15 protein-coding genes and 1 other RNA gene are annotated in these 15,517 nt (G+C 67.7%); 4 read left to right on the top strand and 12 right to left on the bottom strand.

Features of this window, described 5'->3' with window-relative positions:
* Positions 1 to 666: 666 nt before the first annotated feature.
* Positions 667 to 1,089, top strand: coding sequence for an OsmC family protein (locus tag KF708C_RS01240; RefSeq protein ID WP_029043648.1), 423 nt, complete (start codon positions 667 to 669; stop codon positions 1,087 to 1,089).
* Between the two features lie 113 nt (positions 1,090 to 1,202).
* Here KF708C_RS01240 and rnpB read toward each other — a convergent pair.
* From rnpB to KF708C_RS01215, 5 genes are all read right to left on the bottom strand, one after another.
* Positions 1,203 to 1,543: RNase P RNA component class A (gene rnpB / locus KF708C_RS01235), an RNA gene on the bottom strand.
* A gap of 59 nt (positions 1,544 to 1,602) precedes the next feature.
* A complete protein-coding gene (locus KF708C_RS01230) occupies positions 1,603 to 2,412 on the bottom strand; it encodes a DUF3025 domain-containing protein (protein WP_059410511.1) in 810 nt (269 codons plus the stop codon).
* Between the two features lie 32 nt (positions 2,413 to 2,444).
* Entirely contained in the window at positions 2,445 to 3,479 is a 1,035-nt protein-coding gene (pyrC, locus tag KF708C_RS01225) for a dihydroorotase (protein ID WP_059410480.1), read from the bottom strand.
* Positions 3,480 to 3,536: 57 nt separating this feature from the next.
* Positions 3,537 to 4,850 (bottom strand): glycerate kinase type-2 family protein, encoded by a 1,314-nt coding sequence (locus KF708C_RS01220; RefSeq protein ID WP_059410479.1) that lies wholly within the window; start codon positions 4,848 to 4,850, stop codon positions 3,537 to 3,539.
* Complete coding sequence (locus KF708C_RS01215; protein ID WP_020203182.1) at positions 4,847 to 5,935, bottom strand: tartrate dehydrogenase; 1,089 nt, start codon at positions 5,933 to 5,935, stop codon at positions 4,847 to 4,849. Before KF708C_RS01215 ends, KF708C_RS01220 begins: the two co-directional genes overlap by 4 nt.
* A gap of 190 nt (positions 5,936 to 6,125) precedes the next feature.
* Here KF708C_RS01215 and KF708C_RS01210 point away from each other — a divergent pair, with 190 nt between their 5' ends.
* Positions 6,126 to 6,956, top strand: a complete 831-nt coding sequence (locus KF708C_RS01210; RefSeq protein ID WP_059410478.1) for a class II glutamine amidotransferase — start codon at positions 6,126 to 6,128, stop codon at positions 6,954 to 6,956.
* A gap of 356 nt (positions 6,957 to 7,312) precedes the next feature.
* Here the strand turns inward: KF708C_RS01210 and KF708C_RS01205 are convergent, their stop codons facing one another.
* The 6 genes from KF708C_RS01205 to KF708C_RS01180 form a co-directional block, all read right to left on the bottom strand.
* Positions 7,313 to 8,047 carry an amino acid ABC transporter ATP-binding protein gene (locus tag KF708C_RS01205; RefSeq protein ID WP_020203180.1) on the bottom strand — a complete coding sequence of 245 codons (735 nt, stop codon included), beginning with the start codon at positions 8,045 to 8,047 and terminating at the stop codon, positions 7,313 to 7,315.
* Positions 8,044 to 8,727: a glutamate/aspartate ABC transporter permease GltK gene (gene gltK / locus KF708C_RS01200; protein ID WP_020203179.1), complete on the bottom strand. Its 684-nt coding sequence runs from the start codon at positions 8,725 to 8,727 to the stop codon at positions 8,044 to 8,046. The genes KF708C_RS01205 and gltK overlap by 4 nt, the downstream gene beginning before the upstream one ends.
* 11 nt (positions 8,728 to 8,738) lie before the next feature.
* Positions 8,739 to 9,467 carry an amino acid ABC transporter permease gene (locus KF708C_RS01195; RefSeq protein WP_020203178.1) on the bottom strand — a complete coding sequence of 243 codons (729 nt, stop codon included), beginning with the start codon at positions 9,465 to 9,467 and terminating at the stop codon, positions 8,739 to 8,741.
* Positions 9,468 to 9,530: 63 nt separating this feature from the next.
* Positions 9,531 to 10,430, bottom strand: coding sequence for a glutamate/aspartate ABC transporter substrate-binding protein (locus KF708C_RS01190; RefSeq protein ID WP_029043645.1), 900 nt, complete (start codon positions 10,428 to 10,430; stop codon positions 9,531 to 9,533).
* 435 nt (positions 10,431 to 10,865) lie between these two features.
* Positions 10,866 to 12,185, bottom strand: coding sequence for a Glu/Leu/Phe/Val family dehydrogenase (locus KF708C_RS01185; protein WP_020203176.1), 1,320 nt, complete (start codon positions 12,183 to 12,185; stop codon positions 10,866 to 10,868).
* Positions 12,186 to 12,312: 127 nt separating this feature from the next.
* Positions 12,313 to 13,326: a LysR family transcriptional regulator gene (locus tag KF708C_RS01180; protein ID WP_059410477.1), complete on the bottom strand. Its 1,014-nt coding sequence runs from the start codon at positions 13,324 to 13,326 to the stop codon at positions 12,313 to 12,315.
* A 174-nt stretch (positions 13,327 to 13,500) separates the two neighbouring features.
* Between KF708C_RS01180 and KF708C_RS01175 the strand changes: the two genes are divergently transcribed.
* Positions 13,501 to 14,061 carry a cysteine dioxygenase family protein gene (locus tag KF708C_RS01175; protein WP_082079389.1) on the top strand — a complete coding sequence of 187 codons (561 nt, stop codon included), beginning with the start codon at positions 13,501 to 13,503 and terminating at the stop codon, positions 14,059 to 14,061.
* 59 nt (positions 14,062 to 14,120) lie between these two features.
* Positions 14,121 to 14,582 carry an Lrp/AsnC family transcriptional regulator gene (locus KF708C_RS01170; RefSeq protein ID WP_020203173.1) on the top strand — a complete coding sequence of 154 codons (462 nt, stop codon included), beginning with the start codon at positions 14,121 to 14,123 and terminating at the stop codon, positions 14,580 to 14,582.
* Positions 14,583 to 14,731: 149 nt separating this feature from the next.
* Here the strand turns inward: KF708C_RS01170 and KF708C_RS01165 are convergent, their stop codons facing one another.
* Positions 14,732 to 15,517, bottom strand: coding sequence for an ABC transporter permease (locus tag KF708C_RS01165; RefSeq protein WP_081651405.1), 786 nt, complete (start codon positions 15,515 to 15,517; stop codon positions 14,732 to 14,734).

Genomic DNA, 15,517 nt, shown 5'->3' with positions numbered 1-15,517 from the left:
GGACCTGGCCTTCTCCTGCTTGTATGTGCAGGCTCTCCCTGAATTCCTTTTCCGCGGGCATGACGGAAAAGCCCTCGATTATACTGTCGTTTTTGGCGCAGGCACAAGCAAAGTCTGGGCTCCGCGTCAAGACGGCATGTGCCGGGCGACGGCGGCGGCACTTCGATGGGCGCGGCCGGATGCCGGCGGGAGGTGGACGGGTGCGGGAAGGCGAAAAAAAACCCAAGCCATGAGCTTGGGTTTGAATCCACCAAAGGAGGAGGGTGGAGGAGACACCTGGAGAGCGACGGGGCCTGGCTGGCGGTGCGGCCGGCGAACCGGGAAGTTCGCTTTCGCACTCTGGCGAGTCCTGCATGCCGTCGTTCAATGATTAAAATTATACATGAGCACCCTTCCGGCGCAAGAAAATTTGCAGTGCGGAATGGCGTTTTGCATTGTAAAAAATTGCGACATAGCAAAAACATAGTGCATTAATCAACAAAATCAAATACTTACGACTGATTTCGCCTGTCATCAAACCGTCATCTTAGAGGAAACCCTCAGTCTTGAGCCGGATCTGATGCGTCCCGACCACACATTGGCAAGTGGCATATACTAAAAAATCAAGTTTCGAAATCGCGTGTTCGTGATCGGATACGCACTCACCAAAACGCAGGATCGAACAAAATGGAATGCAAAGTAACTTGGATGGGCGGCGACGGCATGACCTTCGTGGCCGAGACCGGCAGCGGCCACGTGGTCGCGATGGACGGTGCGCGCGAGGGCGGCGGCCACGACCTGGCGCCGCGGCCGATGGAAATGGTGTTGCTGGGCACCGGCGGCTGCACCGCCTATGACGTCGTGCTGATCCTGAAGCGCGGCCGGCAGGACGTGCGCGGCTGCAGCGTGAAGCTGGAAGCCGAGCGCGCCGGCGAAGACCCGAAGGTGTTCACGCGCATCAATTTCCATTTCACCGTGACGGGCCGCAACCTCAATGCCAGCACGGTCGAGCGCGCCATCCAGCTGTCGCACGACAAGTACTGCTCGGCGTCGATCATGCTGGCCAAGACGGCCGAGATCACGCACACGGTGGAGATCGTGGAAGGGTAAGCGGTAAGCGGTAAGCGCGAGGATGGGCGCGGACCGGCATGGCGGCCGCACCTTCCGTTGTCCCGGGCGGCATGCGACGCGTAATGCGCGCCGGCCGGGACGGAAGAATCGGGAAGCAAAGCAGGCCGATAAGCCGGATTCTGTGCGCGCCACCCGCCTTGCGGCCGGCGGCGCGTGACAACCATTCCTCTAGGCCGGCCGTTACCGGCCGGCTCCAGCTCCCTACCCGCAGGCTCAGCGGGCCGCCTCGATGCCTGCCTATTTGGGATTGCTCCAGGTGGAGGTTACCGCGTTTCACCCTTGCCGCCGGGCGAACCCGGCGGCAAGACTCGTCTCTGTGGCCCTATTCCGCACGTTGCCGTGGATGGCTGTTAGCCAACACCCTGCCCTGTGGAGTCCGGACTTTCCTCCCCTTGCACCTTGCGATGCAAGCAGCGATTGTCTGTCCTGCTTTGCGGCCCGCAGTCTAACACCGTTTGGCCCCGGCCCGGCCTGGCGCGCGCGGCCCGGGCGCTAGGCCGCCGCGGCGCGCCGGCCCGGACGGAACACGGCCGCATCCGCGTAGAAGTCCGGATCGCGGTTGGCATCGCACCAGCCCGGGATGCCCAGCACGGGCAGCGGCGCGAAGTCGCGGCTCGACAGCGCGCGGCGTTCGAGCGAGGCGGCCACGGCCGCATCGAGCGTGCCGGGCAACTCGCCGCCCGCCGCGGGCGGCAAGGCCAGCGGCCACGCGTGCGCGGTCAGGGCCTTGTAGGGCCGCGCCAGCTTTTCCAGCAGCGCGTGGCCGAACGGCACCACGGCGCAGCCGGCTGCCTCCCAGTCCGCGCGCCGCGCCACGAACAGCGTGTGCCAGCCGAAACCGCGCAACGCGCTTTCCAGCCTGCCGTCCGTGCTCAGGAACAGGATGGCGTTCTCGTCGAACAAGGTGGCGGCGTCGCGCAGGGCGCCGCGGCGCGGCTGCACGCCGGCGGCGGCGATCGCCTCGGCCTGGAGCCGGTTCAGCGCGCGCTTGGCCTGGGGGAAATGCAACCAGACCAGCGCGTTGAAGACGTCGTGCAGGTTGTCGCGCGTGGGCACCGCGCCGGTGGCGAAGATATGGGCCTCGTAGGCGGTGCCGGCAGGAAGCTCGGCCTGCGGCACGAAGCGCAGCGGCAGGCCGCGCGCGTTGCGCAGGCCTTGCCGCGCGCTGAGTTCGCAGAGCGCGGCGCGCAGGTCGGCGCCGGCTTGCAGCGCGCCGGCCAGCGCCGCGCCGACCCGTGCGAACGGTTTGTACCAGGGCCGCGTCCAGTCGATCTCCGCCACGGCGCCGGCCACGGGCGGCATGCCGCCCTGCTGCTGCGTCACGGCCGCGAGGCTCAGCTGGCCTTCCAGCGCAGCGTCTCGCCGCCGCGCAGCGGCACCAGCGTGGTGTCGCCGTACGGCAGTTCGGCCGGCAGTTGCCACGCCTCGCGCGTCAGCGTCAGCGTGCCGCCGTTGCGCGGCAGGCCGTAGAAGGCCGGGCCGTTGAAGCTGGCGAACGCTTCGAGCTTGTCCAGCGCGCCGGCGGCCTCGAAGGCCTCGGCGTAGAGCTCCATCGCGTGCAGCGCGGTGTAGCAGCCGGCGCAGCCGCAGGCATGTTCCTTGAGGCCGCGCGCGTGCGGCGCGCTGTCGGTGCCGAGGAAGAAGCGCGGGCTGCCGGACACGGCGGCGGCCACCAGCGCGGCGCGGTGGATCTCGCGCTTGAGCACCGGCAGACAGTAGTAGTGCGGGCGGATGCCGCCGGTGAAGAGCGCGTTGCGGTTGTACAGCAGGTGATGCGCGGTGATGGTGGCGCCGACCGGGCCTTCGGCGTCGCGCACGTATTCGGCGGCGTCCTTGGTGGTGATGTGCTCGAAGACCACCTTGAGGCCGGGGAAGTCGCGGCGCAGCGGCGTCATCACGCGGTCGATGAAGACGGCTTCGCGGTCGAAGATGTCGATGTCGGCATCGGTCACTTCGCCGTGCACCAGCAGCGGCAGGCCGGCGCGCTCCATCGCCTCCAGCGCGCTCGCGCAGCGGCGCAGGTCGCTCACGCCGGCGTCGCTGTTGGTGGTGGCGCCGGCCGGGTACAGCTTGACCCCGTGCACGAAGCCGCTGGCCTTGGCCGCGACGATTTCCGCGGCCGGGGTGTTGTCGGTCAGGTACAGCGTCATCAGCGGCTCGAACGCCATGCCGGCCGGCAGCGCGGCCAGGATGCGCTCGCGGTAGGCCGCCGCCTGCGCCACCGTGGTCACGGGCGGCTTCAGGTTCGGCATGATGATGGCGCGGGCGAACTGGCGGGCGGTGTCGGGCAGCACGGCGGCCAGCGCCGCGCCGTCGCGCAGGTGCAGGTGCCAGTCGTCCGGGCGGGTGATGGTGAGGGTCTGGGTCATGGCTTGGTGTGGCTCGGGTGGCCGGCCGCCGGTGGCGGCCAGCGCTTTCGCGGGGGATTACAGGATCAGGATGGCGCGGTAGTCGTTCACGTTGGTGCGCGTGGGGCCGGTGATCACGAGGTCGCCGGCGGCGTCGAAGAAGCCCCAGGCGTCGTGCGCGTCCAGCCGCGCGCGCGCCGGGGCGCCGGCGGCCTGCGCGCGCGCCGCCGTGGACGGGTCCAGCAGGGCGCCGGCGTTGTCCTCGGAGCCGTCGATGCCGTCGGTGTCGGCCGCGATGGCGTACACGCCGGCGGCGCCGTCGAGCTCCAGCGCCAGCGACAGCAGGAACTCGGCGCAGCGCCCGCCGCGCGGCTTCGTGCCGGCCGCGCCGCCGCCCGCGGGCAGCGTCACGGTGCATTCGCCGCCCGAGATCAGCGCCACCGGCGCGGCGAACGGCGCATTGTACGCGCGTATCTCGCGCACCAGCGCGGCGTACACGCGCGCCACTTCCTGCGCCTCGCCGGTCACGGTGTCGCCCAGCACCACCGGCTGGATGCCGCGCGCGCGGAAGACCTCGGCCGCCGCCGTCAGGCTGCCGTGCGCCGTGGCGATCACGCGGTTGTCGACGCGGGCGAACAGCGCGTCGCCCGGCTTGGGCGTTTCCGCCACTTCGCCGCGCGCGCCGCGCTCGAGGTAGGCACGCACCGCCGGCGGCACCGTGGCGCCGTGGCGGCGCAGGATGTCCAGCGCGTCGCCGTAGGTGCTCGGATCCGGCACCGTGGGGCCGGAGGCGATCGCGCTCGGGTCGTCGCCGGCCACGTCGGAGACGATCAGCGTCGTCACCGGCGCGCGGCTGGCCTGGGCGAGCCGCCCGCCCTGGATGCGCGACAGGTGCTTGCGCACGATGTTCATCTCGGTGATCGGCGCGCCGCAGCGCAGCAGTTCCTGCGTGGTGGCCTTCAGGTCGGCCATCGCGATGCCTTCGGCCGGCAGCGACAGCAGGCTCGAGCCGCCGCCCGAGACCAGCACGATCAGACGGTCGTCCGGGCCGAGCGCGGCCACGCGGGCCAGGATCTCGGCCGCGGCGCGCTCGCCGGCTTCGTCGGGCACCGGGTGGCCGGCCTCGATCACGCGCACGTGCGCGGTCGGCAGGCCGTGGGCATAGCGCGTGACCACCAGCCCTTCGATGACATGGCCCGGGTCCAGGCGCGCATAGGCCTGCTCCACCGCCAGCGCCATCGAGGCGGCGGCCTTGCCCGCGCCCACCACCAGCGTGCGGCCGCCCGGCTGCGGCTGCGGCAGATGGTCCGCCACGATGCGCAGCGGATCGGCCGCCGCTACCGCTGCCTGGAAGGTGTCGAGCAGCAGGGCCCGCGCGTCGGCCGCGCTCACAGCGCCTCCGCGATGGCCTGGCCCAGGTCCGCGGTGCCGGCCTTGCCGCCGATGTCGCGGGTCAGCGGCGCGTGTTCCGGGCCGGCCGCCAGCACCTGCTCGATGGCGCCCAGCACGGCCGCGCCGGCTTCCGCGTGGCCCAGGTGCTCCAGCATCATCGCGCCGCACCAGATCTGGCCGATCGGGTTGGCCACGCCGCGCCCGGCGATGTCGGGCGCCGAGCCGTGCACCGGCTCGAACAGGCTGGGGAAGGTGCGGTCCGGGTTGATGTTGCCCGACGGCGCGATGCCGATGGTGCCGGTGCAGGCCGGGCCCAGGTCGGAAAGGATGTCGCCGAACAGGTTGCTGGCCACCACCACGTCGAACCAGTCGGGATGCTGGACGAAGTGCGCGGTCAGGATGTCGATGTGGTACTTGTCGACCTTGACGCCGGGATAGCCGGCCGCCATCGCCTCCACGCGCTCGTCCCAGTACGGCATGGTGATGGAGATGCCGTTGGACTTGGTGGCCGAGGTCAGATGCTTGCCCGGGCGCTTGTTCGCCAGCTCGAAGGCGAACTTGAGGATGCGGTCCACGCCGGTGCGCGTCATCACCGTTTCCTGGATCACCACTTCGCGGTCGGTGCCGGGGAACATGCGTCCGCCGATGCTGGAATACTCGCCCTCGGTGTTCTCGCGCACCACGTAGAAATCGATGTCGCCGGGCTTGCGCGGGTTGCCGTCGCGGTCCACCAGCGGGCTGCGGATGCCGGGCATGAGCCGCACCGGGCGCAGGTTGACGTACTGGTCGAACGAGCGGCGGAACTGCAGCAGCGAGCCCCACAGCGAGACGTGGTCGGGCACGGAATCGGGCCAGCCCACCGCGCCAAAATAGATCGCGTCGTACTTGACCAGGGTGTCGAACCAGTCGTCCGGCAGCATCTTGCCGTGGCGGGCGTAGTAGTCGCAGCTGGAAAAGTCGAACTGGTCGAACTGCAGGTCGATGCCGAAACGCCGCGCGGCGGCGTCCATCACGCGCAGCCCCTCGGGCATCACTTCGGTGCCGATGCCGTCGCCAGGGATGACTGCGATCTTGTATTTGCTCATGTCTCGAAAAGCCCGCTGAAGGTGTACAGGACGAATGGTTGTCGGGAAGATCCGGCGGCGGCCGGGCGGCATGCCGGCGGCGCGCGGGAAAACCGCGAGGCGCGACGCGCTTGGCAGAAAACCCGGGCTGGCCGGATAATGGAACATTCTATTGCAATCCGGCAGCCTGCTGCCGGTCCGGTGCCCCGCCATGTGCCAGCTGCTCGGCATGAACTGCGCCACGCCGACCGACGTGACGTTCTCCTTTACCGGCTTCGCCGCCCGCGGCGGCGTCACGGACCACCATGCCGACGGCTTCGGCGTGGCGTTCTTCGAGGACAAGGCCTGCCGCCTGTTCATCGACAACCAGTCCGCCGGCACCTCGCCGGTGGCCGACCTGATCAAGCGCTACCCGATCAAGTCCAAGAACGTCATCTCGCATATCCGCAAGGCGACCCAGGGCACCGTGCTGCTGGAGAACTGCCACCCGTTCATGCGCGAGCTGTGGGGCCGGCACTGGATCTTCGCCCACAACGGCGACCTGAAGAACTTCTCGCCGTTCCTGTCCGGCGTCTACCAGCCGGTGGGCGACACCGACAGCGAACTGGCCTTCTGCACGCTGATGCAGGGCCTGCGCAAGCGCTTCCCCGGCTCGCAGCCGCCGCTCAACGAGCTGTGCCACGCGCTGGCCGACATCACGCGCGAGATCACGCTGCACGGCGTGTTCAACTACCTGCTGTCCAACGGGCAGGCGCTGTTCGCGCACTGCTCCACGCGCCTGTACTACATCGTGCGCCAGTGGCCGTTTTCCACGGCGCACCTGATCGACGCCGACCTGTCGATCGACTTCGCCCAGGTCACCACGCCCGACGACCGCGTGGCGGTGATCGCCACCGCGCCGCTGACCGACAACGAGACCTGGACCGCGTTCGCGCCGGGCGAGCTGATGATGTTCGAGGAAGGCCGCTCGGTGATGACGCTGTCGGTACCGATCCCGCCCGAGGTGCAGGCCAGGAACGCGGCGAACAGCGCCTGCACCTGAGGTGCCGGTTTGCTCCCCTCTCCCGCGCAGTGGGAGAGGGGTTGGGGGAGAGGGCCGGCGCTGGCGAATGCTGGCGTGCTGGAAAAAACCGGCGGCTTCGTCCGCGGTCATCATGCCGGACAACGCCGTTGGCCCCGCTTGATCTGGCTCCTGGTCAAACCGCCCCTCTCCCCCTGAGGGGAGAGGGGGAACACCTTGTTTTGGCCAGCTCTGGCGGTGTGGGCCCGTTCGCGGGCTTCGTCAATCGTCCGGGGGGGAGACAACATGCGGCAACCGACCGTCTTTGCCGGCGGATAAGAAAAGGGACGCCTCGGCGTCCCTTTTCATGGCTTGCCGCCCCGGGCGGCCATCCAATCTCAATGATGCAGGATCTTCGACAGGAACTGCTTGGCGCGGTCCGAGCGCGCGTCGATGTTGCCGAAGAACTCTTCCTTGGGGCAGTCCTCGACGATCTTGCCCGCGTCCATGAAGATCACGCGGTTGGCGACCTTGCGCGCGAAGCCCATTTCGTGGGTCACGCACATCATGGTCATGCCTTCCTGCGCGAGCTGCACCATCACGTCCAGCACTTCGTTGACCATTTCCGGGTCCAGCGCCGAAGTGGGCTCGTCGAACAGCATGCAGATCGGGTCCATCGACAGCGCGCGGGCGATCGCCACGCGCTGCTGCTGGCCGCCCGACAACTGGCCCGGGAACTTGGCCGCCTGGCTCTTCAGGCCGACCCGCTCGAGGTACTTCAGGCCCTTGGCGGTGGCTTCCTCCTTCGAGCGGCCGAGCACCTTCACCTGGGCGATGGTCAGGTTCTCGGTGATCGACAGGTGCGGGAACAGCTCGAAGTTCTGGAACACCATGCCCACGCGCGAGCGCAGCTTGGGCAGGTTGGTCTTGGGCGAGCCGACCGAGGTGCCGTCGACCAGGATGTCGCCCTTCTGGAACGGTTCCAGCGCGTTGACGGTCTTGATCAGGGTCGACTTGCCGGAGCCCGACGGACCGCACACCACCACCACCTCGCCCTTGGCGACCTTGGTGGTGCAATCGGTCAGCACCTGGAAGGCGCCATACCACTTGGAGACGTTGTTGATTTCAATCATACGGCCACCTTTTTCTGGTAACGCTTGACCAGCAGAGATGCGGAAAAACAGATTATGAAGTACACCAGCCCGGCGAACAGCAGCATCTCCACGATGCGGCCGTCACGCTCGCCGATGCCGTAGGCCTGGCCGAAGAAGTCGGCCAGCGCGCTGACGTAGACCAGCGACGTATCCTGGAACAGGATGATGCCCTGGGTCAGCAGCAGCGGCACCATGTTGCGGAACGCCTGCGGCAGGATCACCAGCCGCATGGACTGGCCGTAGGTCATGCCCATCGCCTGCGCGGCGAACATCTGCCCGCGCGACACGCTCTGGATGCCGGCGCGGATGATCTCGGAGTAGTACGCCGCCTCGAACAGCGCGAACGCGATCAGCGCCGAGGTCATGCGCAGGTCCGACGCCTGCGACAGGTTGAACGTCTTCTGCAGCACCTGCGGAATGATCAGGAAGAACCACAGCAACACCATCACCAGCGGGATGGAGCGGAAGATGGTCACGTAGCCCTGCGCGAACCAGTTCAGCGGCTTGACCGAGGACAGGCGCATCATCGCCAGGATGGTGCCCCAGACGATGCCCACCACCACCGCGGTGACGGTGATCTTGAGCGAGACCATCATGCCCTCGCCCAGCACTTCCAGCGTGGTCGCGTTGATCGAGCTGAAATCGAATGAATATGCCATGACGGGTCCTCTTACTTGCCACCGATGAAGCCGGGCACGCGGGTGCGCTGTTCCACCCAGCGCATGAGCAGCATCACGACGAGATTGATCAGCGCGTACATGATGGTCACGGCGATGAAGGACTCATACGGGCGCGCCGTGTAGTCCACCAGCTGCCGGCCCTGCGCCGCCAGTTCCAGCAGGCCGATCGTGGACGCCACCGCGGAGTTCTTGAAGATGTTCAGGAACTCGGAGGTCAGCGGCGGCACGATGACGCGGAACGACATCGGCAGCAGCACGAAGCGGTAGGTCTGCGCCAGCGTGAAGCCCATCGCCAGGCCGGCGTTGCGCTGGCCGCGCGGCAGCGAGTTGATGCCCGAGCGCACCTGCTCGCAGACCCGGGCCGCGGTGAACGTGCCCAGGCAGAACATGGCTGCCAGGAACTGCTGCGCGAACGGGTTCATCTGCTTGAACATCTCGCCGCCGGGCAGCAGCTCGGGCATGACGAAGTACCAGATGAACAGCTGCACCAGCAGCGGAATATTGCGGAAGATCTCGACGTAGGTCGCGGCAAGGCCGGACAGCCACTTGTTGGGCACCGTGCGCAGCACGCCGAGCACCGAGCCGATGACCAGGGCGATGATCCATGACGAGAGCCCGAGCGCCAGCGTGACCTTGAGCCCGGAAATCATCCAGTCAAGGTAGGTCTCGTTCTGGGCGGCCTGCTCGAGGAATACACCCCAATGCCAGCTGTAATTCATGATGAGTCCTCAAAAAGAAACGGAAGGACATGCCTTCCGTTTCGCACAACCGGAATCCCAGGATCAGTCGAGCGCCTTGTCATTCGGCGTCTTGAACAACGCCTTCATGTCTTCGGACAGCGGGAAGTCCAGGTTCAGGCCCTTGGGCGGCACCGGCTGCTGGAACCACTTGGTGTACAGCGTGTTGATCGAGCCGTCCTTCATCATGCCGGTGATGACGGTGTCCGACAGCTTCTTGAACGGTGCGTCATCCTTGCGGATCATGCAGCCGTAGGACTCGCGCGATTGCGGCTTGGCCACCACGATCCAGTCGGCCGGGTTCTTGGCCTTGGCGCGCTCGCCGTACAGCAGCGCGTCGTCCATCATGAACGCGACCGCGCGGCCCGATTCCAGCGTCAGGAACGACTGGCCGTGGTCCTTGGTGCTGATGATGTTCATGCCCAGCTTCTGGTCATCGTTCATCTTGCGCAGCAGGCGCTCGGACGTGGTGCCGGCGGTGGTCACGACGTTCTTGCCCTTGAGGTCGGCCCAGTCCTTGATGCCGCCGTCCTTCTTCACCATGATGCGGGTGCCGATGATGAAGATGCTGGTGGTAAACGATGCCTGCTTCTGGCGTTCGAGGTTGTTGGTGGTCGAGCCGCACTCGATGTCGATGGTGCCGTTCTGCAGCAGCGTGATGCGGTTCTGCGAGGTGATCGGGATTTCCTTGACCTGCAGGTTCGGCAGCTTCAGTTGGTCCTTGATGGCTTCCACGATCTTGACGTTGATGTCGTAGGAATAGCCGACCTGGCGCACGCCGCCCAGGTTGTAGTTGAACGGAATCGACGATTCGCGCACGCCAAGCGTAATCACACCGGTGTCTTTGATCTTCTGCAGCGTGCCCGTCAGTTGCTCGGCGGCTTGCGCGGTACCGCACAGCACGCCGGCTGCAATCATCAGGGAAGCCAACTTGGCAACATTCATAACATCTCCTTGACCATGAAGAGAAGAAAGGCGGGACTCTAACAAAAAACCACCCGCCGACGAAATAGTATTGCGCAGGCATGCACTCAAGACAACGGGTTTTTCCCCTAGCAAAGCCAATATGGGCATGGTTTGCGGGGAGATCGCACCCTGTTGCGGCCCGGATACGGACCCGTTGCCGGCCGGCCGTTTCCTCCCGGCAACACCGGGGAACACCGGGGAACGCCGGAAAGCGCCGCGGACCGGCTTCCGCGCGGCCGTCATCGGACGGTCACATGCCGCATGGCCGCCGCCGCTCCCGTCAGCGCGGCTGGCGACGCCATACGACAACGCGGCTGCCGGAACATCCGGCAGCCGCGTTACCGACACCCGACTGGATTGCTGCAATGCAGCATCACCCTCCGGCGACGCCGCGGCAGCAAGCCGCCCCGACCATCAGGGGTAAAGGCCGCGCATTTCGCGCGCCTGCAGGATCCGCGTGCAGGCCACGATGAACGCGGCCGTGCGCAAGGTAACCTTGTTTTCCTGAGCGATCTGCCAGATCGCACGGAAAGCCTCTTGCATGATTCGTACCAGGCGCTGGTTGATCTCCTCCTCGGTCCAGAAGAAGCTGGAGAAATCCTGCACCCATTCGAAGTACGAAACCGTGACGCCGCCGGCGTTGGCGATCACATCCGGTGCCACCAGGATGTTGCGCTCGCGCAGGATGTCGTCGGCTTCGGGCGTGGTCGGGCCGTTCGCACCTTCAATGACCATCCGTGCCTTGATTTGGGGCGCGTTCTGCGCGGTGATCTGGCCTTCCAGCGCGGCCGGGATCAGGATGTCGCAGTCGACCTGCCAGAACTGCCCGCTGGAGATGGTCTCGCCCTGGAAGCCGTCGATGGTGCCGCTGTGCGACGCATATTCCATCATGGCGGGCACGTCCAGGCCGGCCGGATTGTACAGCGAGGTGCGGTGGTCCTGCACCGCCACCACGCGGGCGCCGGCCTCGTGGAACAGCTTGGCCGCCACCGCGCCGACGTTGCCGAAGCCCTGCACCGCCACGCGGGCGCCGCGGATCTCCAGCCCCAGGTTGCGCGCCGCCTCGGAGCCGACCACGAACACGCCGCGGCCGGTGGCCTCGTGGCGGCCCAGCGAGCCACCCAGCGAGATCGGCTTGCCCGTCACCACGCCGGTGGCGGTGCTGCCCGAGTTCATCGAATAGGTGTCCATCATCCACGCCATCACCTGCGCGTTGGTGTTGACGTCGGGCGCCGGGATGTCCTTGTTGGGCCCGATGATGATGTTGATCTCGCTGGTGTAGCGGCGCGTGATGCGCTCCAGCTCGCCGTGCGAGAGGGTGCGCGGATCGACGCGGATGCCGCCCTTGGCGCCGCCGTAGGGCACGTTGACCGCCGCGTTCTTGACCGACATCCAGGCCGACAGCGCCATCACCTCGGACAGCGTCACGTCCTGGTGGAAGCGCACGCCGCCCTTGCCCGGGCCGCGCGACAGGTTGTGCTGCACGCGGTAGCCCTCGAAGTGGGCGATGGTGCCGTTGTCCATCTCGATGGGCACGTCCACGATCAGCGCGCGCTTGGGGCGCTTGAGCGTCTCGACCCAGCGGGCCAGCGAGCCCAGGTAGGGCGTGACGCGGTCGACCTGCTGCAGGTAGGTGCCCCAGGGGCCGAGGGCCTCGGGGTTGAGGTAGGAAGGCAGCGTGTGGGATGAAGCGGCGGCGTTGGAGAGGACGGATGAGGGTACGGCGGAAGACATCGTTGGGTCTCGGTGTGAAGGTGCCGCCAGCTTAGAGGAGGCGGCCCCGCCGAAGCCAATGCCGTTTGGTCATCCCGCCGCGCACGTTATGCAAGCCGCGCATAACGTTGCCCGCGGCGCCGCGCGCCTACGCGGGGGCGCCTCCCGTGGCGCCGGCGGGCGCGCCGGCCTGCCACGCGCCCGGCGCGGGCAGGCTGCGCGCGGCCACCGCGTTCCAGACGCGGTCCACCAGCCGGCGCTTGTTGCGCAGCTGCGCGCTGCGGCGCTCGCCGGCCTGCTCGCCCGGCTTCTCGCGGTACAGGCGGATCTCCATGTCGATCGACAGCGGCAGCCCGCGCGCCGGCTCCGCCCGCACCAGCCGGTGGTGGGCGATCTCGTCGCGCACCGCGCTCTCGGGCAGGAAGGCCATGCCGTGCCCGGCCAGCGCCATCACCTTGAGCGCCTCGGCCATGTCCGTCTCGTAGCATTTGTCGAGCTTGAGCTTGTCCGCGGTCTCGCCCAGCAACATGTCCACCATGCGCCCGAGGAACGCGTTCGGCGTGTAGCTGAGGAACGGCACCGGCTTCTTGTCGGTGCCGGGCAGCCGGTACAGCGGCTTGCCGGCGGCGTCGGGCACGCTGTACGGCGACAGCCGCTCGATGCCCAGCACCAGCATGTCGTAGTGCGCCGGGTCGAGCTGGATGGCCTGGCGCGCGTGATGGTAGACCATCACCAGGTCGCAGCCGCCGTCGACCAGCGCCAGCACCGCGTCGTGCACGTTGAGCGCGCGCAGCCGGCACGGCAGCGTGCCGATCTCGCGCTCCACCGCCTTGAGCCATTCCGGGAAGAAGGTCAGCGACAGCGTGTGCGGCACCGCGAATTCCAGCACGTGGCCGTTGGCCGAGCGCTGGCCGCGCATCAGCGCGCGCGTCTCGCTGACCTGCGCCAGCATCGCCAGCGCCTGCTCGTAGAACACCTTGCCGGCCGGCGTCAGGCTGGTCGGATAGCTGGAGCGGTCGATCAGCTCCGTGCCCACCCAGGACTCCAGCGACTGGATCCGGCGCGAGAACGCGGGCTGCGTCACGTGGCGCTGCTCGGCCGAGCGCGAGAAGCTGTGCGTCTCGGCCAGGCTGACGAAGTCTTCAAGCCATTTGATTTCCATGAGGCGGCATTATCCACCGGCTGCCCGCGTCCGGCGCGGCCGCGGGAATGAAATTCTATCTTCTTGCCTTTTAGTGGAATGAGATTACACTTTCAGGCAGATTTGCACGACAAGACGCACGTGTTTGCTAAAGGCCCGGCGCTATGATGGTCGCAGACCAACAAGGAGCCCGACATGGCCACCCAGCAAGCCGGCGCGGCCGATGCCGCCCACCGCCAGACCCCGCATCCCGGCCTGTTCGCTCCGCTGTCCGCGGGCATGTCCTCGGCGTTCGCGGCCAGCGCGCGCCTGGTGGCGCAGGGCATCGAGGACAGCCTGCCGGATGCCGCCGCGCTGCTGGCGCTGCTGCCCGAACCGCTGCGCGCCGGCTCGCCGCACGGCTATGTGCGCCACCTGGTCCACGCCGACCCGCTGGCGCGCTACGCGGCCATGCTGCTGGTGTGGCGACCCGGCCAGCACAGCCCGGTGCACGGCCACCAGACCTGGTGCGCCTACCGCGTGCTGCAAGGCACGCTGCACGAGCGCCACTACCGCTGGGACGCGCAGGCGCGGCGCGCGCGGCTGTGCGGCGAAATGCCGCGTGCGGCGGGCGACACCTTCAGCGTGCCGGCCGGCCTGCGCCACATCCACGCGCTCGGCAACGACGGCACCGAAGTAGCCGTGTCGCTGCACATCTACGGGGTGGACCAGGAACACATCGGCAGCGGTGTGAACCTGCTGGTCGACGCGGTCTGATTCCGGGCCGGCGCGGCCGGGCACCTGTCACGCTGCATGCCAGGAAACACCGCCCGAACATGGACCGCTACGACCGCCAGATACTCGCCGCCCTGCAGGAAGACGCCACCGTGCCGGTGGCCGAACTCGGCGAGCGCGTCGGCCTGACCTCCACGCCGTGCTGGCGGCGCGTGCAGAAGCTGGAGGAAAGCGGCGTGATCCGCAAGCGCGTGGCGCTGCTCGACCCGGCCCTGCTCAACGTGGGCGTGACCGTGTTCGTCTCGGTCCGCACCAACCAGCACAGCGCCAGGTGGCTCAAGACCTTTCACGAGCTGGTCGCCTCGATCCCCGAAGTCACCGAGTTCTACCGCATGGCGGGAGACACCGACTACCTGCTGCGCGTGGTGGTGCCGGACATCGCCGCCTACGACCGCGTCTACAAGAAGCTGATCCAGGGCGCGGAGCTGGCCGACGTCAGCTCCAGCTTCGCGATGGAGCAGATCAAGTACACCACCGCGCTGCCGCTGGATTACGCCGACTAGATCTCCGCGCCATCCAGCGAAGCCGAAAGGATGCGCCAGCGCCGCGCGAGCTGGCCCAGGCAAGGCGTCCTCCGTCTCCCGCGAGCGGCAGAGGGAGCAGACCCCGGACGCTGCCTCGGCCACGTCGGGCACTGCGTCGCCCCATCGCCTCACCCGCGATTGGCCCACCCCGTCATCCGCCGCTCCACCACCGCGAAGAACTCGTACATCACCATCGCCATCACGGCGATCACCACCAGCCCGGCGAAGGCCAGCGGCATCTTCATGGCCGAGCCGGCCGACACCAGCAGGTAGCCGATGCCTTCGTTGGCGGCGTTCATCTCCGACACGGTGGTGCCGACGAAGGCCAGCGTGATGGCCACCTTGAGCGAGGCGAAGAAGAACGGCATCGAGCGCGGCAGGCCGATCTTGAGCAGCACGTCGGTGCGCTTTGCGCCAAGCACGCGCAGCACGTCCTCCAGCTCGGGCTCGAGCGTGGCCAGGCCGGTGGCGATGTTGACCATGATCGGGAAGAACGAGATCAGGAACGCGGTCAGGATGGCCGGGCCGGCGCCGAGGCCGAACCACACCACCAGGATCGGCACGAAGGCGGCCTTGGGCAGCGCGTTGAACGCCGTCATCAGCGGATAGCCCGCGGCGTAGGCCAGCTTCGACGAGCCCATCACCAGCCCCAGCGCCACGCCCACCACGATGGCCAGGGCGAAGCCGACCATCGTGGTCCAGAAGGTGCGCCAGGCATGCCCGGCGATCACGTCCCAGTATTCGAACAGCGCGGCGACGATCGCGCGCGGGCTGGGCAGGATGAAGTCCGACAGGTCGAACGCCAGGCACGCGCCCTGCCACAGCGCCAGGACCGCGGCCAGCAGCAGCCACGGCGCCACGCGCTGCACGCGGCGCTGCCGCGCGGCGCTCATCGGGGAAGAGAAGGTGCTCAT

Origin of the sequence: Cupriavidus basilensis, assembly GCF_000876015.1 — a bacterium.
GTDB classification, from domain to species: domain Bacteria; phylum Pseudomonadota; class Gammaproteobacteria; order Burkholderiales; family Burkholderiaceae; genus Cupriavidus; species Cupriavidus basilensis_B.
The sequence above is the reverse complement of the archived record's forward strand: the minus strand, read 5'-3'. Positions and strand labels throughout refer to the sequence as shown.

Bases quoted from the DNA above. Each gene is read 5' to 3' on its own strand.
- KF708C_RS01190 (WP_029043645.1), bottom strand. From the start codon at position 10,430: ATGAATGTTGCCAAGTTGGCTTCCCTGATGATTGCAGCCGGCGTGCTG.
- KF708C_RS01240 (WP_029043648.1), top strand. From the start codon at position 667: ATGGAATGCAAAGTAACTTGGATGGGCGGCGACGGCATGACCTTCGTG.
- KF708C_RS01215 (WP_020203182.1), bottom strand. From the start codon at position 5,935: ATGAGCAAATACAAGATCGCAGTCATCCCTGGCGACGGCATCGGCACC.
- KF708C_RS01230 (WP_059410511.1), bottom strand. From the start codon at position 2,412: ATGCCGCCCGTGGCCGGCGCCGTGGCGGAGATCGACTGGACGCGGCCC.
- pyrC (WP_059410480.1), bottom strand. From the start codon at position 3,479: ATGACCCAGACCCTCACCATCACCCGCCCGGACGACTGGCACCTGCAC.
- KF708C_RS01205 (WP_020203180.1), bottom strand. From the start codon at position 8,047: ATGATTGAAATCAACAACGTCTCCAAGTGGTATGGCGCCTTCCAGGTG.
- KF708C_RS01165 (WP_081651405.1), bottom strand. From the start codon at position 15,517: ATGAGCACCTTCTCTTCCCCGATGAGCGCCGCGCGGCAGCGCCGCGTG.
- KF708C_RS01210 (WP_059410478.1), top strand. From the start codon at position 6,126: ATGTGCCAGCTGCTCGGCATGAACTGCGCCACGCCGACCGACGTGACG.
- KF708C_RS01175 (WP_082079389.1), top strand. From the start codon at position 13,501: ATGGCCACCCAGCAAGCCGGCGCGGCCGATGCCGCCCACCGCCAGACC.
- KF708C_RS01185 (WP_020203176.1), bottom strand. From the start codon at position 12,185: ATGTCTTCCGCCGTACCCTCATCCGTCCTCTCCAACGCCGCCGCTTCA.
- gltK (WP_020203179.1), bottom strand. From the start codon at position 8,727: ATGGCATATTCATTCGATTTCAGCTCGATCAACGCGACCACGCTGGAA.
- KF708C_RS01170 (WP_020203173.1), top strand. From the start codon at position 14,121: ATGGACCGCTACGACCGCCAGATACTCGCCGCCCTGCAGGAAGACGCC.
- KF708C_RS01195 (WP_020203178.1), bottom strand. From the start codon at position 9,467: ATGAATTACAGCTGGCATTGGGGTGTATTCCTCGAGCAGGCCGCCCAG.
- KF708C_RS01180 (WP_059410477.1), bottom strand. From the start codon at position 13,326: ATGGAAATCAAATGGCTTGAAGACTTCGTCAGCCTGGCCGAGACGCAC.